The 19,218-nt window shown below is 72.6% G+C and carries 19 protein-coding genes and 3 tRNA genes; 16 read left to right on the forward strand and 6 right to left on the reverse strand.

The features are described 5' to 3' along the window. Window positions 1-88: 88 nt before the first annotated feature. The 3 genes from ACH4TG_RS06890 to ACH4TG_RS06900 all read left to right on the forward strand — a co-directional run bounded on the left by ACH4TG_RS06890 (window position 89) and on the right by ACH4TG_RS06900 (window position 4,370). Entirely contained in the window at window positions 89-1,669 is a 1,581-nt protein-coding gene (locus ACH4TG_RS06890; protein WP_398241084.1) for a hypothetical protein, read from the forward strand. A 236-nt stretch (window positions 1,670-1,905) separates the two neighbouring features. Then, window positions 1,906-3,393: a N,N-dimethylformamidase beta subunit family domain-containing protein gene (locus ACH4TG_RS06895; RefSeq protein ID WP_398241085.1), complete on the forward strand. Its 1,488-nt coding sequence runs from the start codon at window positions 1,906-1,908 to the stop codon at window positions 3,391-3,393. Window positions 3,394-3,467: 74 nt separating this feature from the next. Beyond that, complete coding sequence (locus tag ACH4TG_RS06900) at window positions 3,468-4,370, forward strand: phosphoribosylaminoimidazolesuccinocarboxamide synthase (RefSeq protein ID WP_398241086.1); 903 nt, start codon at window positions 3,468-3,470, stop codon at window positions 4,368-4,370. A 68-nt stretch (window positions 4,371-4,438) separates the two neighbouring features. Here ACH4TG_RS06900 and ACH4TG_RS06905 read toward each other — a convergent pair. The 4 genes from ACH4TG_RS06905 to ACH4TG_RS06920 all read right to left on the reverse strand — a co-directional run bounded on the left by ACH4TG_RS06905 (window position 4,439) and on the right by ACH4TG_RS06920 (window position 5,293). After that, window positions 4,439-4,514, reverse strand: a tRNA-Gly gene (locus ACH4TG_RS06905). A 118-nt stretch (window positions 4,515-4,632) separates the two neighbouring features. Beyond that, window positions 4,633-4,708: transfer RNA gene (locus ACH4TG_RS06910), tRNA-Gly, on the reverse strand. A gap of 30 nt (window positions 4,709-4,738) precedes the next feature. Continuing rightward, window positions 4,739-4,810: transfer RNA gene (locus tag ACH4TG_RS06915), tRNA-Gly, on the reverse strand. A 165-nt stretch (window positions 4,811-4,975) separates the two neighbouring features. Then, entirely contained in the window at window positions 4,976-5,293 is a 318-nt protein-coding gene (locus ACH4TG_RS06920; protein ID WP_398241087.1) for an Lsr2 family protein, read from the reverse strand. A 423-nt stretch (window positions 5,294-5,716) separates the two neighbouring features. On the opposite strand from ACH4TG_RS06920, the gene purS reads away from it, so the two are divergent. The 3 genes from purS to purL are packed head-to-tail and all read left to right on the forward strand — an operon-like array spanning window position 5,717 to window position 8,909. After that, the gene (purS, locus tag ACH4TG_RS06925) at window positions 5,717-5,962 is read left to right on the forward strand and encodes a phosphoribosylformylglycinamidine synthase subunit PurS (protein ID WP_069463024.1); all 246 of its coding nucleotides are present in this window, start codon (window positions 5,717-5,719) and stop codon (window positions 5,960-5,962) included. After that, window positions 5,959-6,663 (forward strand): phosphoribosylformylglycinamidine synthase subunit PurQ, encoded by a 705-nt coding sequence (gene purQ, locus ACH4TG_RS06930; RefSeq protein ID WP_398241088.1) that lies wholly within the window; start codon window positions 5,959-5,961, stop codon window positions 6,661-6,663. Before purS ends, purQ begins: the two co-directional genes overlap by 4 nt. Beyond that, window positions 6,660-8,909, forward strand: a complete 2,250-nt coding sequence (gene purL, locus ACH4TG_RS06935) for a phosphoribosylformylglycinamidine synthase subunit PurL (protein WP_398241089.1) — start codon at window positions 6,660-6,662, stop codon at window positions 8,907-8,909. The genes purQ and purL overlap by 4 nt, the downstream gene beginning before the upstream one ends. 108 nt (window positions 8,910-9,017) lie before the next feature. On the opposite strand, the gene ACH4TG_RS06940 is transcribed toward purL, so the two are convergent. After that, the gene (locus ACH4TG_RS06940) at window positions 9,018-9,386 is read right to left on the reverse strand and encodes a DUF899 family protein (RefSeq protein WP_398241090.1); all 369 of its coding nucleotides are present in this window, start codon (window positions 9,384-9,386) and stop codon (window positions 9,018-9,020) included. A gap of 346 nt (window positions 9,387-9,732) precedes the next feature. Here ACH4TG_RS06940 and ACH4TG_RS06945 point away from each other — a divergent pair, with 346 nt between their 5' ends. The 10 genes from ACH4TG_RS06945 (at window position 9,733) to purM (ending at window position 18,493) form a co-directional block, all read left to right on the forward strand. Next, window positions 9,733-10,188: a PGPGW domain-containing protein gene (locus ACH4TG_RS06945; RefSeq protein WP_398241091.1), complete on the forward strand. Its 456-nt coding sequence runs from the start codon at window positions 9,733-9,735 to the stop codon at window positions 10,186-10,188. 205 nt (window positions 10,189-10,393) lie between these two features. Continuing rightward, the gene (locus ACH4TG_RS06950; RefSeq protein ID WP_398241092.1) at window positions 10,394-10,597 is read left to right on the forward strand and encodes a DUF4177 domain-containing protein; all 204 of its coding nucleotides are present in this window, start codon (window positions 10,394-10,396) and stop codon (window positions 10,595-10,597) included. 181 nt (window positions 10,598-10,778) lie between these two features. Then, window positions 10,779-11,072 (forward strand): DUF6507 family protein, encoded by a 294-nt coding sequence (locus ACH4TG_RS06955; protein WP_398241093.1) that lies wholly within the window; start codon window positions 10,779-10,781, stop codon window positions 11,070-11,072. Next, window positions 11,069-11,737, forward strand: a complete 669-nt coding sequence (locus ACH4TG_RS06960; protein ID WP_398241094.1) for a hypothetical protein — start codon at window positions 11,069-11,071, stop codon at window positions 11,735-11,737. Before ACH4TG_RS06955 ends, ACH4TG_RS06960 begins: the two co-directional genes overlap by 4 nt. A 2-nt stretch (window positions 11,738-11,739) precedes the next feature. Continuing rightward, on the forward strand, window positions 11,740-13,569 hold the full coding sequence (locus ACH4TG_RS06965) for a WXG100 family type VII secretion target (protein ID WP_398241095.1): 1,830 nt from the start codon (window positions 11,740-11,742) through the stop codon (window positions 13,567-13,569). 5 nt (window positions 13,570-13,574) lie between these two features. Further along, window positions 13,575-13,943: a hypothetical protein gene (locus ACH4TG_RS06970; RefSeq protein ID WP_398241096.1), complete on the forward strand. Its 369-nt coding sequence runs from the start codon at window positions 13,575-13,577 to the stop codon at window positions 13,941-13,943. 34 nt (window positions 13,944-13,977) lie between these two features. Further along, window positions 13,978-14,718, forward strand: coding sequence for a hypothetical protein (locus ACH4TG_RS06975; protein WP_398241097.1), 741 nt, complete (start codon window positions 13,978-13,980; stop codon window positions 14,716-14,718). 32 nt (window positions 14,719-14,750) lie between these two features. After that, complete coding sequence (locus tag ACH4TG_RS06980; RefSeq protein ID WP_398241098.1) at window positions 14,751-15,566, forward strand: sterol carrier family protein; 816 nt, start codon at window positions 14,751-14,753, stop codon at window positions 15,564-15,566. Between the two features lie 251 nt (window positions 15,567-15,817). After that, window positions 15,818-17,335 carry an amidophosphoribosyltransferase gene (gene purF, locus ACH4TG_RS06985; RefSeq protein ID WP_398241099.1) on the forward strand — a complete coding sequence of 506 codons (1,518 nt, stop codon included), beginning with the start codon at window positions 15,818-15,820 and terminating at the stop codon, window positions 17,333-17,335. 90 nt (window positions 17,336-17,425) lie between these two features. After that, a complete protein-coding gene (purM, locus tag ACH4TG_RS06990) occupies window positions 17,426-18,493 on the forward strand; it encodes a phosphoribosylformylglycinamidine cyclo-ligase (protein WP_398241100.1) in 1,068 nt (355 codons plus the stop codon). Between the two features lie 105 nt (window positions 18,494-18,598). Here purM and ACH4TG_RS06995 read toward each other — a convergent pair whose 3' ends face one another. Further along, complete coding sequence (locus tag ACH4TG_RS06995) at window positions 18,599-18,859, reverse strand: DUF3073 domain-containing protein (protein ID WP_398241101.1); 261 nt, start codon at window positions 18,857-18,859, stop codon at window positions 18,599-18,601. Window positions 18,860-19,218 lie beyond the last annotated feature (359 nt).

Raw genomic sequence — 19,218 nt, forward strand, 5'->3', positions numbered from 1 at the left:
ACGGCATTGCGATGTCGGTGGGCGGTGCGACAGTGGGGAGAAGGCCGTCACCGGGGCGGTCACCGCTGGCGCTGGGGGTGAACCGCCGATGGCCGGAGAAGCAGGGGAAGCCTTTGCGCGGGCCCGCGCGCTGTCGGTGCTGCGGATCCGCGGCACCGCGCTCGCCGCGGCCCTGCTGCCCGCCGCCGCCGCGATCGTCCTGCAGGTCGCCTCCGCCACCGGCCACCTCGGCCAGGGGTGGGACGGCGCGTGCTGGGGCGTGACCGCGGCCGCCCTCGTCGTACTGGCCGCGGCCGCCGCGTTCGCGGCGGTGATGCTGCGCGCCAGGCCGGCGCCCGGCCCCACCGTGCCGCTCGCCGAATCCGCGGCGCCCGACCTCTACCGCATGGTCCGCGATCTGGCGGACCGCCTCCAGGTGCCGGCGCCCGCGGCGATAGAGCTGACGCCGGACTGCGACAGCTGGCTGGAGCCGGGGGACGGCCGGCCGGGACGCCTGCCGGGCCCGGTGCTGGTCATCGGCTCGCCCTTTCTGTGGTGGATGCGGATCGCCGAACTGCGGGCGCTGCTCGCGCCGGTGGTCGCCGGCACCGGTGCCGCCGCCGATCCCGAGATAGCGGCCGCGCGCCGCTTCCTCCGCGGTCTGGACAAGGCCGCGGGCGTGGCGGCCACCGGGCGCTCGCGGCTGCTGCGTCCGGCGTACGCGCTGCTCGGCCGTACGGCGCGGCTGCTGCTGCGCGGCTGCCGGGTGCACGCGGGTGAGATGGAGCGCGGGGTGGCCGCGGCGGCGTCGGAGCGGGCCCAGGCGGTGGACTACGGGCTGCGGATCGTGGCCCAGGAGCAGGTGGGTCTGGCCTATGCGGGCTGGGACCGGCTGCTGACCCGGGTCGCGCTGCCCGCCTGGCGGATCGGCCGCTGGCCGGCCCGGCTGGACGCGGGCGTGGTGGCCGCGCTGACCGAGCTGTCCCGGCGGGACCGGCTGGCCGAGGGCTTCGAGTCGCGGCTCGGCGAGCGGCCGGCCTGCGACCTGCTGGAGGAGCCGGGCGCGGTGGACGAGGCCGTCTCCCTGCTGGCCGCGCGGCTGTTCCACGGCGGTCCCGGGCGGGCGGGCCCCGGCTGGGCCCCGGTCAGCTGGGCGCGCTACCCCGAAGAGGTCGTGGAGCGGATCTGGCGGGCCGACGCGGCACGGCTGATACGGGTGCTGGGCGAGGCCCAGACACGTTCCGCCGCACCGGCCCTGTCGCCGGTGTCCGGACGCGGCAGGGGCGTGCTGGTCGGGGAGAGCGCCGGGCAGGTGACGCTGGCGGGAGTGCTGGGCCGGCTCACGTCCGGCTCGACGGAGGAGCTGGCCGCCCGTCTCGACGCGGCCGTCGGCAGCCGGGGGAGTGCGGCAGCACCCGGTCCGATGGGCGAGTTGGTGCCTCCGCGCACCGGCCGCGAGCTGCTCGCCGACCATCTCGGCGCGGTGGTGTGCTGCGCGGCCCTGGACTCCGCGGGCGCCCGCCCCGGGCTGGACTGGCTCGACGGGCCCGCCCTGCTGATCTCCGGCACCCGCCGCACCGACCTGGCCGGCCCGGTGCTGCGCGTGATCGAGCACGGCGATCCTGCACCGCTGCGCGAGTGGCTCGCCACGACCGGCGTCCCCGTCGAGGCCGCGCTCCGCCTCGGCTGACACTCCGGCAGCCCGTTCACGGCGGCCTCGGCCCGCAGAGGTCGTACGCGCGCGCGAACGGCGGTCGCCCTCTCGCGCCCCTGGCCGAAACCACGCACTGCGTAGGCAAATTAGCCCCGGGAAACGCCACGAACCGTGACCATCGCACAGCTTTGTGTGATGTGCTGAGGGGGCAGGCCGCATCCTTGCTCCGTGGCTCTCAGGGAGGCGATGCGGAGTGGGGAGGGAGGGGTGCGATGGCGGTGGGGCAGATTCGGCGGTGGGAGTCGGGTGCGCTCGCGCACGGGGTGTCGGACCCGTTCGGACAGGGCCCGCTGCCCTGGCTGCGCGGTGCGCCGCAGTACCTGGACGACGACGGCCAGGTCGTCCCGTGGTACGTCGACCTGGCCGTGAGCAGCGGCAAGTCACCGAGCAGGCCGCACCTTCCGGGTCCGCGGACCGCGGACGACGTGCGCCGGCAGATCAAGGGTTTCGCCGCCGAGGGGGCGGTCGCGCCGGGCGGGGCGATCGACTTCCGGATCACCGTCGACCCGCCCCAGGAGTTCACGGTCGACGTCTACCGGATCGGCCACTACGGCGGTGACGGCGCCGCCCAGGTGTCCGCGAGCCCCCGGCTGTCCGGGATCGCCCAGCCCGCGCCGCTGGCCGCGGGACGGACCGTTTCCTGCCACCACTGGTGGCAGTCGTGGCGGCTCCAGGTCCCGCCGGACTGGCGGCCCGGCGCGTATGTGGCGGTGCTCACCACCGTGGACGGCTACCGCAGCCATGTCCCTTTCACCGTCCGGGACTTGCAGGCGCGAGCCGACCTGCTCCTGCTGCTGCCCGACATCACCTGGCAGGCGTACAACCTCTACCCGGAGGACGGCCGCACCGGCGCCAGCCTCTACCACGCGTGGGACGGCGAGGGCCGGCTGCTGGGCGAGGAGGAGGCGGCCACCACCGTGTCCTTCGACCGCCCGTACGCCGGCGCCGGCCTGCCCCTGCACATCGGCCACGCCTACGACTTCGTGCGGTTCGCCGAGCGCTACGGGTACGACCTGGCCTACGCCGACGCACGCGACCTGCACGCGGGCCGCGTCGACCCGAGCCGGTACCGCGGCCTGGTCTTCCCCGGGCACGACGAGTACTGGTCGCCGCCGATGCGCCGGGCCGCGGAGGCGGCGCGCGAGCGCGGCACCTCGCTGGTGTTCCTGTCCGCCAACACCATGTACTGGCAGGTGGACCTCGCACCGTCGCCGGCCGGCGACCGGGACCGCCTGCTGTCGTGCCGCAAGCGCCGTGGCGCCTCCCCCGGGCGCACCGCGCTGTGGCGCGACCAGGGCAGCCCCGAACAGCTTCTGCTGGGCGTGCAGTATGCAGGAAGGGTTCCGCAACCGTCCCCGCTGGTGGTCCGCAACGCGGACCACTGGCTGTGGGAGGCGACCGGCGCGGGCGAGGGCGACGAGATCCCCGGCCTGGTCGCGGGCGAGGCCGACCACTACTTCCCGCGGGTGCCGCTGCCGGAGTGCACCGAGCGGATCCTGCTCGCGCACTCCCCGTACGAGGGGGCGGACGGCCGCCGCGCCCACCAGGAGACGTCGCTGTACCGGGCGCCGAGCGGCGCGTACGTCTTCGCGTCCGGCACTTTCGCCTGGTCCCCGGCGCTGGACCGCCCCGGCCATGTCGACGCGCGGATCCAGCGGGCCACCGCCAACCTCCTCGACCGCATCTGCAAGCACGTCTGACCCCTCCCGTGCGCGCCACCCGTTCCGACGTGCGCGAGAATCGGGTACCGAGCCACCGAGTGGGGAGGACACCCATGTCCGGATTCGTCGACAAGCCCGAGCCCGTCCAGGTGCCGGGTCTCGTCCACCTGCACACCGGGAAGGTGCGCGAGCTGTACCGGAACGAGGCCGGTGAGCTGGTGATGGTCGCCAGCGACCGCACCTCGGCCTTCGACTGGGTGCTGCCGACCGAGATCCCCGACAAGGGCCGGATCCTGACCCAGCTGTCCCTGTGGTGGTTCGACCAGCTCGCCGACCTCGTCCCGCACCACGTGATCTCCACCGACGTGCCCGAGGGCGCGCCGGCCGACTGGGAGGGCCGCACCATGGTGTGCCGCCCGCTGTCGATGGTGCCGGTGGAGTGCGTGGCCCGCGGCTACCTGACCGGCTCGGGCCTGCTGGAGTACGACGCGCACCGCACCGTGTGCGGGCTCGCCCTGCCCGAGGGCCTGGTGGACGGCTCCGAGCTGCCCGCGCCGATCTTCACCCCGGCCACCAAGGCCGCGGTCGGCGAGCACGACGAGAACGTGTCGTACGAGGAGGTGGCCCGGCAGGTCGGCGCCGAGACCGCCGCGCAGCTGCGGCAGACCACCCTGGCCGTCTACTCCCGCGGCCGTGACGTGGCCCGGGACCGCGGGATCATCCTGGCCGACACCAAGTTCGAGTTCGGCTACGACGACAGCGGCACCCTGGTGATCGCCGACGAGGTGCTGACGCCGGACTCGTCGCGGTTCTGGCCGGCCGACGCGTGGGAGCCGGGCCACGCCCAGCCGTCGTTCGACAAGCAGATCATCCGCAACTGGCTGACGTCCGAGGCGTCCGGCTGGGACCGCCACAGCGAGCAGCCGCCGCCCCCGCTGCCGGCCGAGGTCGTCGAGCGGGCCCGCGCGCGCTACGTGGAGGCGTACGAGCAGCTGACCGGGAGCGCCTGGCAGTAGGCGGGCCGCCCGCGTCAGGGCGCGGACATGACGAAGGCCCCGGTCGTTGACCGGGGCCTTTGCCTGTGTGGAGCGGACGACGAGATTCGAACTCGCGACCCTCACCTTGGCAAGGTGATGCTCTACCAACTGAGCCACGTCCGCAGGTGGTGCAGCCACTGTACCCGATGCTCCGGAGGATGCCGAAACAGCTTTCCGGCGGCCCGCACCAGGGCGCGGACATGACGAAGGCCCCGGTCGTTGACCGGGGCCTTCGCCTGTGTGGAGCGGACGACGAGATTCGAACTCGCGACCCTCACCTTGGCAAGGTGATGCTCTACCAACTGAGCCACGTCCGCACGTGCTGCAGTCACTATACCAGTGACCAGAGCGGGCGACAGGAATTGCACACTGCGCCTCCCCCCTGGAAGGGGGGCGCTCTACTACTGAGCTACACCCGCATGTACTCCGCTGACCTGGCCTTTCGGCCCTGCCCTTCGGCGTGAGCACCACACTAGCGGACGGGTGGGGGTGGCTGTCCAATCGGCCGGGGCGGCCGGGTGGCGTACGCCGCACGCACCCCGCCGCCCATCGCCCGGTGATCGACCGGCCGGCCAACTCGCGCGTCAGCTCGCTTTGTTGAAGGCCTCGTAGACCTTCTTGGGAATCCGGCCGCGAGCCGGTACCTCGAAGCCGTTGGACTGGGCCCAGGCGCGCACGGTGGCGGGCGTCGGGGCGATGGGGGTGCGCTTGTAAGCGCGGCCGGAAAGGGTGCGGCGGCGGCCGGCCTCCACGTAAGGCGCCAGATCGGTGCGCAGTTTGTCCGCGTTCTTGGCCGAGAGGTCGATCTCGTACCACTGCCCGTCGACGCCGAAAGCGATGGTTTCCGCGGCTTCGCCGCCGTCCAGGTCATCGGCGAGGGTGACCAGTACGCGTTGCGCCATATGGATCGGTCCTTTCTCAGGCCATCGGCTCACGAGGGCGCCGGCGGTGAGCGGAGGGGGGCGGCGGGCTGCCGCGGTGGGAGGGCCGCGCGGTCGTCCCCGGCCGGCCGGGGCTGTCGACACGTTTTCTTTTGTGCTGATGTCACATGTGTCACAGGTGGTGTCACGAAAAGCTGCGACGGTGATACCCGACGTTCCTGTTAATTCCCGCAGAAGGCCCGCGGCAAGCATCGGGTGACCGTCTCTTCGCACGGGGACCCTATGTTTTCCGCCGACGTTTCCCCAGGCATTTCGTCAGCCGATACATAAACGTGATCCGGACCCTCCGATCGGGGGCTGTGACGCACTGCTATATCAACGCGCGTAGATTTTCCCACCGGGTACGCTGAGAGAACCTCACGCACCACACCACCGGGAGTGCCAGTGGCACGCGTCGTAGTCGACGTCATGCTCAAGCCGGAGATCCTCGACCCCCAGGGCCAGGCGGTCCAGCGCGCACTGCCGCGTCTGGGCTTCGACGGGATCTCCGACGTCCGTCAGGGAAAGCGCTTTGAACTGGAGGTCGAGGGACCGGTCGACGACGCCGCCCTCGCCCGCATTCGGGAGATGGCGGAAACGTTTCTCGCCAACACCGTGATCGAGGACTTCAATGTAAAGGTGGAGTCGTGACTGCACGCATTGGCGTCGTCACATTCCCGGGAACACTCGACGACCGCGACACGCAGCGCGCGGTGCGGGTGGCGGGTGCCGAGGCGGTGGCGCTGTGGCACCGCGACAAGGACCTCAAGCAGGTCGACGCGGTGGTTCTGCCGGGCGGCTTCAGTTACGGCGACTATCTGCGGGCCGGCGCGATCTCGCGTTTCTCGCCCGTCATGGAAACGATCATCGAGCAGGCGCGGGCCGGAATGCCGGTCCTCGGCATCTGCAACGGTTTCCAGGTCCTGTGCGAGGCGCACCTGCTGCCCGGCGCGATGCTGCGCAACACCGCGCTGCACTTCGTCTGCCGCGACCAGCGGCTGCGGGTCGAGACCAGCACGACGGCCTGGACCTCCGACTACGCGGCGGGCCAGGAGATCTCCATCCCGCTGAAGAACATCGACGGCCGCTACACCGCCGACGAGCACACCCTGGACGAGCTGGAGGCCGAGGGCCGCGTCGCCTTCCGCTACGCCACCGGCGGCCCGGAGGCCGACGGCTACGGCAACCCCAACGGGTCGCTGCGCGACATCGCCGGCATCACCAACGCGGCGGGCAACGTCGTGGGCCTGATGCCGCACCCCGAGCACGCCGTGGAGCCGCTGGTCGGCACCGGCCGCACGGACGGGCTCGGCTTCTTCACCTCGGTACTCAAGAAGTTGGTCTCCGCATGACCCTCGATACCGTCAAGCAGGCCGAGCAGACGCCCGAGGCGGCGCAGCCGTGGAAGGAACTCGGCCTCAAGGAGGACGAGTACGCCCGCATCCGGGAGATCCTCGGTCGGCGCCCGACCGGCGCCGAGCTGGCGATGTACTCCGTGATGTGGTCGGAGCACTGCTCGTACAAGTCGAGCAAGGTGCACCTGAAGCAGTTCGGCGAGAAGGCCCCGCAGACCGACGCGCTGCTCGTCGGCATCGGCGAGAACGCCGGCGTGGTCGACGTCGGCCAGGGCTACGCCGTCACCTTCAAGGTGGAGTCGCACAACCACCCGTCGTACATCGAGCCCTACCAGGGCGCGGCCACCGGCGTCGGCGGCATCGTCCGCGACATCCTGGCGATGGGCGCCCGGCCGGTCGCGGTGATGGACCCGCTGCGGTTCGGTGCGGCCGACCACCCCGACACCAAGCGGGTGCTGCCCGGCGTCGTCGCGGGCATCGGCGGCTACGGCAACTGCCTGGGCCTGCCCAACATCGGCGGCGAGGTCGTCTTCGACCCCTGCTACCAGGGCAACCCGCTGGTCAACGCACTGTGCGTCGGCGTGATGAAGCACGAGGACATCCACCTGGCCAAGGCGTCCGGCGCCGGCAACAAGGTGATCCTGTACGGCGCGCGGACCGGCGGCGACGGCATCGGCGGCGTGTCCGTGCTGGCCTCGGAGACCTTCGAGTCCACCGGCCCGGCCAAGCGGCCCGCGGTCCAGGTCGGCGACCCGTTCCAGGAGAAGCTGCTCATCGAGTGCACCCTGGAGATCTTCCGCGAGGAGCTGGTCGCGGGCATCCAGGACCTCGGCGGCGCGGGCCTGTCCTGCGCCACCTCGGAGCTGGCCAGCGCCGGTTCCGGCGGTATGCGGGTCGAGCTGGACACCGTCCCGCTGCGCGACGCGACGCTCTCGCCCGAGGAGATCCTCATGAGCGAGTCGCAGGAGCGGATGTGCGCGATCGTCGAGCCCGGCAAGGTCGACCGCTTCCTGGAGATCTGCGAGAAGTGGGACGTCATCGCGACCGTCATCGGTGAGGTCACCGAGGGCACGCGGCTGGAGATCTTCTGGCACGGCGAGCAGATCGTCGACGTTCCGCCGCGGTCGGTCGCCCACGAGGGCCCGACGTACCAGCGCCCCTACGCCCGCCCCGAGTGGCAGGACGCGCTGCAGGCGGACGACGCCAACGCGCTGCCGCGGCCGGCGACTGCGGAGGAGCTGCGCGCGCAGGTGCTGGCGCTGGTGGGCTCGCCCAACCAGGCGTCCAAGGCGTGGATCACCGACCAGTACGACCGGTTCGTGCAGGGCAACACGGTGCTGGCGCAGCCCGAGGACTCCGGCGTGATCCGGATCGACGAGGAGACCAACCTCGGCGTCGCGGTCGCCACCGACGGCAACGGCCGGTACGCCAAGCTCGACCCGTACGCGGGCGCGCAGCTCGCCCTGGCCGAGGCGTACCGCAACGTCGCCGCGGCCGGCGCGAAGCCGCTGGCGATCTCCGACTGCCTCAACTTCGGCTCCCCCGAGGACCCGGCGGTGATGTGGCAGTTCGCGGAGGCCACCCGCGGCCTGGCCGACGGCTGCCTGGCGCTGGGCACCCCGGTCACCGGCGGCAACGTCTCGCTGTACAACCAGACCGGCGACGTGGCGATCCACCCCACCCCGGTGGTCGCGGTGCTGGGCGTCATCGACGACGTGACGCGGCGCACGCCGATCGCGTTCAAGGACGAGGGCCACCTGGTCTACCTGCTCGGGGACACCCGCGAGGAGTTCGGCGGCTCGGCCTGGTCGCAGGTCGTCCACGACCACCTCGGCGGGCGGCCGCCGGCGGTGGACCTGGACCGGGAGCGGCTGCTGGGCGAGATCCTGATCTCCGCGTCCCGCGACGGCATGGTCGACGCGGCGCACGACCTGTCGGACGGCGGCCTGATCCAGGCGGTCACCGAGTCGTGCCTGCGCGGCGGCCACGGCGCGCGGCTGGTCGTCCCGGACGGCCTGGACGCGTTCACGTTCCTGTTCTCCGAGTCCGCGGGCCGGGCCATCGTGGCCGTGCCGCGGTCGGAGGAGATGCGCTTCACCGACATGTGCGGCGCGCGCGGCCTGCCGGCCACCCGCATCGGCGTGATCGACGGCCAGGACATCGACGTCCAGGGCGAGTTCAGCCTGCCGCTGGCGGAGCTGCGCGAGGCCCACGAGACGGCGATTCCCGCGCTGCTCGGCTAGCCGGCCGTTCTTCCGCGCACCCGAGGCGCCCCGGATCCGCTTTGCGGCCGGGGCGCCTCGTGCGGTCGGGCCTCCTCCTCGGGTCCCGTCGCGAAGTCCGGCGCGGGCTCAGTGGCAGCAGTCCGTGGAGTCCCCGGTGCCGGGGGCGCCCGCACCGGGGTGGCCGCCCCGCAGGTCGTCGTCGTGGCCGGCGGCGACCCGGGCCCACTGCGCGGTCGGCCGGCCGCCCTCACGGAACTGCTCGCCGCGGGTCCCGTACGGCTGCGGCCAGCCCGCCGGGGAGTCCTCCCAGGTCTCCTGCCGTCCGAAGACGGTCATGTCGAGGATGCCGTAGGAGGGTGCCATGGCCTCGACCCCGCGGCCGGTCGTCCAGTACGTCTCGAAGACGCGGTCCCCGTCGCGCAGGTAGCACGCCTTCATGCCGAAGTGGCGCCCGGCCAGCAGCCGTTCGCGGACTCGTCGGGCACGGAGGAACACCGGGAAGTTCGGCGAACGCCGCCTGACGGTCGAGCCTGACGACCGCACGTGCCGTTGCCGCCGCCGTCGCAGCGACGATCACATCGTGCGCCCCGCGCGGCCTGCCCTGCCGGCGCACGTGCGCCATCAGGCGGGCGTGCGCGCGAGCGACCTCGAGGCCGTACTCCCGGACGAGTTCCGAGGGGAAGGCCACGCGCCACGGAACGTACCGCTCCGGCGGCGGCCCGGACGTGGCCGCCGCCTTCGGGCCCGGCGGGCCGGCGGGTGCCGCGGTCGTGCATCGCGGCCGGTGAGAGCGGCGGCGCGGTCACGACGGCGGGCGGGGCCATCCGGTTACGGTGGGCGGATGAACGCAGCACGGCGGGCGGACGAGGGCCGGCGGGAGGGGCGGCCGCCGCTCCACCCGGTCAAGCGGGTGGTGCTGGGCACCATCGGCACCGTGGTGCTGCTGGTGGGCGCGGCCCTGCTCGTGCTGCCCGGGCCCGGCCTGCTGCTGGTGCTGGCCGGGCTGGTCATCCTCGGGCGGGCGGTGCCCGCGGTGTCCCGCTTCGAGGAGCCGGTCAGGGTGCAGGCGATGCAGGGGATGGAGGCGAGTGTCGCCTCGCCCTGGCGGATCGCCGGCTCCGTCCTGGCCGGGCTCGCGCTGATCGCCGCGGGCGTGGTGTGGGGCGCCCGCCTGGCGCCGGACCTGCCGTTCTCCGGCTGGAGCACGGGGTCCAGCCTCATCCTGTCCGGCGTGGTCCTGCTCGGCCTGCTCGCCTGGAGCCATCGCCGCGTGCGGGCCATGCGGCGCGGCGACTGACACCCCTCGGCGACCGGTTCCCCGCGGCGACCGATCCCCCCGACGACGGCTTCCCTCGACGACCCGGAAGCCCCGAGCCCGCACGCCCCGGGCCCCTGCGGCCCCGAGCCGCCCGCGCCTTCGACTGCCCGCGCCCCGTTCGTGGTTGGCTGTCCCCGCCACACCTGTATGACCGTATGAACGGAACAACAGCGAAGGACCGGGCATGTTCGAGTACAAGGTCGTCACCTTCCGCGAGTCGCTCATCGGCGACGCCCTGGACAGCGACAAGTTGGAGAAGACGCTCAACAAGCACGCGGAGGACGGCTGGGCGCTGAAGTCCATCACGGCCGCCGACGTGAAGGGCCGCATAGGTCCCGGCGCCGTCGAGGGCCTCCTCCTCACCTTCGAGCGCCCCCGCCAGGGCTGAGGCGCACCGCCTCGCGCCCGTCACCGGACGCCCGCGCCCGGCTCCCGGCCGCACGAGCGGGTCGGTCCGGGCGCGGGCGTCCGGCTGCGAGGGGGCCGGGAACCGCGGGGCCTTCGGTTGCGTGGATCCCTGTGGCAAGCTGTGGCGCCTGCGCACGGGGGCACGAGGGACAGGAGCGGCGATGCCCGATCTGGGGTACGACCTCACCGCGCTGGAGACGTTCAGCGGACAGCTGGACACGGTGAAGAAGGGGCTGGAGGAGAGCCACTCCGCCATCGACGCGTACGACTCCGACTACGGGCACGGCTCCGTCCGGGACGCCATGCACCACTTCGAGAGCCACTGGCGCGACGGCCGCGGCCACGTCGAGCACACCGCGGGCAGCCTGTCGTCCATGGTCACCGAGGCGATCAAGGCGTACACCAAGGTCGACGAGGACCTGGCCAAGCAGCTGACGCAGAAGGCCGACCGGTGACCGAGGGGCCGCGGCTCGACTCGGGCTACGGCTACGCCCTGTCGGTACCGGGCAGTTGGTTCGAGGTGGACGTCCGGCCCGCGACGCGCGCCGCGTCCGCCGCCGACCTGGTCAACCGTCGCATCACCGACCTGCCCGAACTGCGGGAACGCCGGGCCGACATCGTGCGGATCATCCGCAAGCAGGCCGCCTCGGCCTGGGACGCCGGCGCCGTCTACTGCGCGGTGATGGCCGAGCCGGTCGCCGACGGACTGCTCCCGGCCTGCGTCACCGTCTCCTTCCTGCCCGGCCCCGCCGACGCCAGCAGCGACGCGGACGACCGGGTCTCGCCGCTGCTCTCCACCTTCCGCAGCAGGCCCGCCCGGCGGGACGACGACCCGTGGACCGAGGTCGCCGCCGTCGATCTGCCGCACGCCGGCGCGGCCGCCCGCACCTACGGCGTCGAGGACGTCGAGGATCCCGACCAGGGCGCCGGCGGGCCGGCCCGCGCGGTGCGGGTGGTCACCATGCAGACGTACGTGCCCGTGCCGGACGTCAACCGGGTCGCCGTCGTGTCGTGCAGCAGCCCCGCGGTGGAGCTGGCGCCCGCGCTGCTGGACGTCTTCGACGCGATCACCGGCACGTTCCGCCTCTTCCCGGCCGCCGACCTCGTGAAGGGCCTCTGACGATGGGCCGACCCACCGACTGGCACGTCCTCGACCTCCCCGCGGACCCGACGCCGGGCGACGTCCAGCGCGTCCGCGAGCTCGCCCGCAGGACCCGCACGATCGCCGACAACGCCGAGGGCGCGGCCTCCAACGTGCGCGGCCTGGCGGGCGACCAGGCCACCATGACCTGGATCGGCGCCGCCGGCGACGTCTTCAAGGACGCGATCGGGAAGTTCCCCGGCCAGCTCGACAAGGTGGCGACCTCGCACCACATGGCCGCCGACGCCCTCGACGGCTACGCCACCGACCTCTCCCACGCGCAGGACCAGGCCGACCGCGCGCTCTCCCAGGCCCGCGACGTCTACGACAAGGTGCAGTCGCTGCACGGCCAACTGGCCACCGCCACCGGCACCCTGGACTCGCTGAACAAGCCCGGCACGCCACCGGAACCGCCGGATCCGCAGCAGGTCAAGGAGCAGGCCCGCAAGCACACGGCCGCGCAGGCCCAGGTCGACTCGCTCACCTCCCAGCTCAGCGGCCCGCAGGCGCAGTTGGAGGCGGCGAAGAAGCTGGCCGGGCAGGCCGCGGCGCTGCGTGACGGCGCGGCGGACACGGCGAGCAGGAAGCTGCACGACGCGGCGAACGCGGGCATCCCGCCGGACTCGTTCTGGCACAAGCTCGGCGACATCGCGGCGAAGGTGTGGCACGGGCTGATCACCGTGGCCAAGATCGTCGTCGCGGTCGGCGGCATCATTGCGCTGATCATCGGCGGCCCGATCGCCTGGATCGTGTTCGCCGCCGCCCTGCTCGTCCTCGCGGACACGATCTACAAGTACACGCAAGGACAGGCGTCGCTGTGGGATGTGGCCCTCGCGGCCCTGAGCTGCATCCCGATGACCAAGGGCCTGACCACTCTGGCCGAGCTGCGCACCGCCTTCCAGGAGGGCGGCCTGATCGGTGCCGGTGTCCACATCCTTGGTGCGGGATGGGGCGCGATCAAAGGCATGGGCACGGCGGCCAAGGCCCTGTGGGAGGGCCGCGCCGCCCTGCCCGGCCTGATGCGGGCCCTGCCGTTCACCGCGTGGGGCAAGCTCACCTCGATGGCAACCGAGCTCCGGTACGGGGCGATAGGCGGTCTCACGGGTTTCGGCGCCGGGTTCGGAGACGGCGCCGGGTTCTTCGGCTCGCTGCGGAACGGCTTCTCCGAGATGTCGCAGGGGTGGCGCGGCGGCCGTCAGGCGGCCGATCTCCTGCCGTCGCAGGCCGCGCGGGCGTGGCAGGGTTCCGGCGGATACCCGGGCATCGACCTGTGGCACGACACCACGCTGCCGGCCGGGACCGATCTGGAAGCCCTCCACCCCAAGCTCACGGGCTTCGTGATGCCCGACGGCACGGTCGCCTCGCTCGGCGGCGATTCGGCGGAGATCAGCCGGGGAGTGCAGGTCGGGCCCTCCGATCTCAACGCGTTCATCGAGCACAACTACCGCGTGGAAGCCGTGAACCTGCACGTCAACAGCGACATCCCGGCGGCGTCGTCGCGGGCGGTGGCCAATCCGCAGTTCGGCGGTGGCGGTCTCCCGCAGCACTTCATCCCGGGTCTGGACGCTCATCTCTCCAGCGGTGCCGTCACGGTGGTGGACGCCGCCGGGCACACGCTGCCCGTCTCCGGTGGCTTCGTCGACCTGAGCGGGGGCGGCCGCATCCCGCTGAGTAACTTCGACCTCGCGCCCGGCTCGCACATCCTCACCAACAACGCGACGGCGGCCACGGCCAAGGGCGGCGTCACCATCGTCACCGGCCTCACCCGCACCGGCGTGACCGGCGCGAACGTCACAGCGCCGAGCAGGTGAGCGCCGTGACCCCGCCACCCGCGCACCCGGTCCGGATCGCCCGGTCCGGCACGCCCGGCAACCCCCACGCCCACCTGGACCCGCTGGTCGAGGCCGAGATCCGGTGGGGCAACGAGGTCGCCGAGGACTGGCACATCACGGACCCGCACTTCGGCTACTGGGGCCTGACGCTGGCCCGCCCCTTCCATGTCGACGAGCTGCGCGCGCACTTCACCTTCCCGCCGTCGTTCACCCTGGGCGTGACCGGCAGCCGCCCGGGCGGTCAGAAACCGTCGATGTCCTTGGGGGACCGCCTCAACTTCGTCGGCATCAGCGCCCCGATCCCGCCCGGCTGGCCGGACGCCGACACCGCCATCCCCTTGGGGACCGCATGAACGAGGACGCGCGCAAGGAAGGGCAGGTGGAGCTGTGAACGGGGAGCACGGGGAGCACAGCGGGAACGGCGGGAACGGGGAGGGGGACGAGCTGCCCCCGGACTCGGTGGAGGCGCTGGAGCTGGCGCTCAACCCGCTGGTCTTCCGGATCGCGGACAGCACGGTGCTGATCGGGGTCAAGGCCACCGACCGGGGGCCGGAGCTGATGTACACGGACGTGGGGGACACGGTGTGCGCGGTGGCGTACACCGATCCGGAGGAGATCCGGAGCGACCTTCCGGACGGCTACCGGCTGTTCCAGATCGGCGTGCCGGACCTGCTGCGGCGGCTCCACCCGGAGTGCGGGCTGCTGATCGGGCCGCGGGCCGCCTCCCCGCTGATGGTGATGCCGTACGAACGGGAGGCCGTGATCGCCGCGAGCGTGCCGTTCCCGGCGGGCGCGCCGATCCGGATCAAGAAGCACGGGGTGCCGCACCGCGCGCTGATGAAGGCCGTGCTGCCGCGGATCACCGCCGCGCCCGGCGTGCTGCGGGTCTACCTGACCCGCTACCAGGTGGCGGACGCGCGGGAGAAGCTGCTGGTCGTCTACGAGAACGACCCGGCCGTGGCGGGCGCCGACACCGACGCCGCCAACGCCTTCATCGACGCGGCCGCGCAGATCGAACTGGCCGATCCGATGCAGGTCGTCGCCCTCGGCGACGTCCCCGAGCCGTTCCACGCCATGGTGCTGGAGGACGTGCCGCCGGTGTACGTCCGCTCTGAGCTGACGCGCTGATCCGGCGCGCGGGCGGCGGTTACGCTCGGGCCATGCCGACCCCCCGCCGTTCCGCCGCGCGCCGCGCCCGTACGTACGATCCCGACCGCACCTGGCGGGCGCTCACCGCGCAGGTGGAGCATGTCCTCACGGCGGTAAGGGAGTTGACGCCCGAGCAGTGGGCGGCCGACAGCGGGCTGCCCGGCTGGGACGTGCGGACGCTCGTCGTGCACATCGTGCGCCAGGTCACGTCGGTGCGCGAGCTGCTCGCGCAGGAACCGCTGCCGCCGGGGACGGCCGTCACCGGGCTGGACACCTGGGCCCGCTCCACCGCCGGCATCGCGGACCTGCTGGACGCCGACACCAAGGAGAGCGCGGCGGCCACCGCCGACCCGGCGGCGGCGCTGGCCGCGGAGGCCGCACTGCTCGCCCTGCAGGAGCAGGACGCGCTGCGCGCCGACCTGGTCGTGCCGCACGTCTTCACCGCGATGCGCGCCCTGGACTTCACGGTGACGCGCCTGGTGGAGCTGGTCGTCCACAGCGACGACCTGACCCGCGCCACCGGCGTCGAGGTCGAGCTGGACCGGCAGGCCGTCGCCGCCGTCGTGCGGGTGCTCGCCGACGCGCTGGCCGCCGCCGCCCCGGGCAACTCCGTCGAGGTCCGCATCCCGCCGTACGCGGCCGTGCAGTGCGTGGAGGGCCCGCGGCACACCCGCGGCACCCCGCCGAACGTCGTCGAGACGGATCCGCTGACGTGGATCCGGCTGGCCACCGGGCGCCTCTCCTGGGACGAGGCGCTGGACGCGGCCCGGGTCGCGGCCAGCGGCGAGCGGGCCGACCTCGGCCCGCACCTGCCGGTCATGGGCTGAGGAGCGCGGGGGCGCGAGCCGCGCCTGCCCCGTCGAGCGCGTGGTCGTCGATTACGCAGGGTTCCCGCGCCACCGCGGGCCGGCTGCCGAAACGGGGGCCATGATCGGCGATCCGGTGCTGCGGCCGGCCTCCCGGCCCCGCCCCGACCAACGTCACATCCGTTGCGCCACAAGGCACTACGCGCATAGACCCAGGTCATCCGAGGATCCCTCGTTCGGACGATGGGCAATCCTGCCCTAGACTCGTCATCGTGCCTCGTGGTGACGGACGACTCAGCCACGACCTGCTCCCCGGTGAGAAGGGCCCCCAGGACGCCTGCGGCGTTTTCGGTGTCTGGGCTCCCGGTGAAGAGGTCGCCAAACTCACCTATTTCGGGCTGTACGCCCTGCAGCACCGCGGACAGGAGTCCGCGGGCATCGCAGTGAGCAACGGCTCCCAGATCCTGGTCTTCAAGGACATGGGACTGGTGTCCCAGGTCTTCGACGAGACCTCACTCGGTTCCCTGACCGGCCACATCGCCGTCGGTCACGCCCGCTACTCGACCACCGGCGCGTCCGTGTGGGAGAACGCCCAGCCGACCTTCCGTGCCACCGCGCACGGCTCGATCGCGCTCGGCCACAACGGCAACCTCGTCAACACCGCCGAGCTGGCCGAACTGGTCGCCGCGCTGCCGCAGGGCCCGGGCCGGGCCACCAAGGTCGCCGCGACCAACGACACCGACCTGATCACCGCGCTGCTGGCCGGGCAGACCGACGACGACGGCACCCCGCTGTCCGTCGAGGACGCCGCCGCGCGCGTGCTGCCGAAGGTCAAGGGCGCGTTCAGCCTGGTCTACATGGACGAGCACACGCTCTACGCGGCCCGCGACCCGCAGGGCATCCGCCCGCTGGTGCTGGGCCGGCTGGAGCGCGGCTGGGTGGTCGCCTCGGAGAGCGCGGCACTGGACATCTGCGGCGCGAGCTTCGTGCGCGAGATCGAGCCCGGCGAGCTGATCGCCATCGACGAGAACGGGCTGCGCACCTCCCGCTTCGCCGAGGCCCGGCCCAAGGGCTGCGTCTTCGAGTACGTGTACCTGGCCCGCCCGGACACCGACATCGCCGGCCGCAACGTCTACCTGTCGCGGGTCGAGATGGGCCGCCGGCTCGCCAAGGAGGCGCCGGTCGAGGCCGACCTGGTGATACCGACGCCGGAGTCCGGCACCCCGGCCGCCGTCGGCTACGCCGAGGCCAGCGGCATCCCCTACGGCTCCGGCCTGGTGAAGAACTCCTACGTCGGCCGGACCTTCATCCAGCCCTCGCAGACCATCCGCCAGCTCGGCATCCGGCTCAAGCTCAACCCGCTCAAGGAAGTCATCCGGGGCAAGCGCCTGGTGGTCGTGGACGACTCGATCGTCCGCGGCAACACCCAGCGGGCGCTGGTGCGGATGCTGCGCGAGGCGGGCGCCGCCGAGGTCCACGTGCGGATCTCCTCGCCGCCGGTGAAGTGGCCGTGCTTCTTCGGCATCGACTTCGCCACCCGCGCCGAGCTGATCGCCAACGGGATGAGCGTGGAGGAGATCGGCACCTCGCTGGGCGCCGACTCGCTCGCGTACATCTCCATCGACGCCATGGTCGAGGCGACCACCATCGCCAAGCCCAACCTGTGCCGTGCCTGCTTCGACGGCGAGTACCCGATGGACCTGCCCGACCCCGAGCTGCTGGGCAAGCAGCTGCTGGAGGTCGAGCTGGCCGGTGGCGCCGACGCCGCCGACGCCCTGCGCAGGCCGTGACCCGCCGCCGTACCGCTCCCGTGCACCCGCCCGGCGCCCGCAGGCCGCACCCCCCAGCCCCCGCAGCAACCCGACACGAAAGTGCCAGCCATGTCTGAGACAACCGGTGCCAGCTACGCCGCCGCCGGCGTCGACATCGAGGCGGGCGACCGCGCCGTCACGCTGATGAAGGAGTGGGTGCGCAAGGCCACCCGCCCCGAGGTGGTCGGCGGCATCGGCGGCTTCGCCGGGCTCTTCGACGCCTCCGCCCTCAAGCGCTACGAGCGCCCGCTGCTCGCCTCGGCGACCGACGGCGTCGGGACCAAGGTCGACATCGCCCGCCGGATGGGCGTCTACGACACCATCGGCCACGACCTGGTCGGCATGGTCGTGGACGACCTGGTGGTGTGCGGCGCCGAGCCGCTGTTCATGACCGACTACATCTGCGTCGGCAAGGTCCACCCCGAGCGGGTCGCCGCGATCGTCAAGGGCATCGCCGAGGGCTGCGTGCTGGCCGGCTGCGCTCTCGTCGGCGGCGAGACCGCGGAGCACCCGGGCCTGCTCGGCGCGGACGAGTTCGACGTCGCGGGCGCCGGCACGGGCGTGGTCGAGGCGGACGGGCTGCTCGGCGCGGATCGTATCCGGACGGGTGACGCGGTGATCGCCATCGAGTCGTCCGGGCTTCACTCCAACGGGTACAGCCTGGTCCGCCACGTCGTCTTCGACCGGGCCGGCTGGGAGCTGGACCGGCAGGTGCCGGAGTTCGGCCGGACCCTCGGCGAGGAGCTGCTGGAACCGACCCGGATCTACTCGCTGGACTGCCTGGCACTGGCCCGCACCACCGAGGTGCACGCCTTCTCGCACATCACCGGCGGCGGCCTGGCCGCCAACCTGGCCCGGGTCGTCCCCGAGGGCCTGCACGCCACCGTGGACCGCTCGACGTGGACGCCGGGCCCGGTGTTCACCACGGTCGGCGAGCTGGGCGGGGTGGAGCGCCTGGAGCTGGAGCGGACGCTGAACATGGGCGTCGGCATGATCGCCGTGGTGCCGCAGGAGTCCGTCGAGGTCGCGCTGACGGTGCTCGCCGACCGCGGCGCCGGGGCCTGGGTGGCCGGCGAGATCACGGCACGCGAAAGCGGCGCAGCCGCCGTGGAACTGGTGGGCGACTACGCGCGGTGACCGTCGACCGGGGTCCGCGGACCGGCAGGCCCGGGGCGACCCGGCGCCGACGCGACGACGAAACCCGGTCCGGGCGGTCCGGACCGGGTCAGCGTGCGAGCAGCGTCAAGCGCGACGGCGTTGCGAGGAGGACTGGGACTCGTCCTCGTCCTCGTCGTCCTCGTCGTCGTTGTACAGATCCGCGTACTGAGCGTACGGGTCGTCTTCGATCTCGTCGTCATCGTCCTCGACCGGCTCGGCGTTAACCGGCCTCGTCGACGATGCGCCCAGCTCTTCGGCCAGACGTGAGAGATCCGTGCCGCCGCTGTTGTACTTCAGCTGGCGGGCGACCTTCGTCTGCTTGGCCTTGGCCCGGCCGCGCCCCATGGCTCGACCCCCTCAACGGCGGGGCTCGACGGCCCCGAGTCTTGACACGCGTTCATGAATCGGAGCGGTCTCCCGGGGAGAGACCGGTCCGTAGGGCCTCAACGGTACCTGCTTCCGACGCCGCACGGTACGTCGCCCGCACGACGCGCGTCGGAACAGGGGCCATTGGCGGCCCTGTCCTTCCTGGTCAGGACCGATTTTACCTTCTTCTAGCGCGAACTTGCTATCGGTCCGTGCTCTCGGTCACGCCGCGGGGCCGCGAGGGCGTCGAAACGCCTCTCACGACCCCGCGGCAACCGCAGTCACACGATGCCGCCCAGCGTCACCGGACGATCACCGATCCGCGTCAGTGGTCCAGA

Source organism: Streptomyces sp. NPDC020917 (assembly GCF_044333795.1).
In the GTDB taxonomy this organism is placed as follows: domain Bacteria; phylum Actinomycetota; class Actinomycetes; order Streptomycetales; family Streptomycetaceae; genus Actinacidiphila.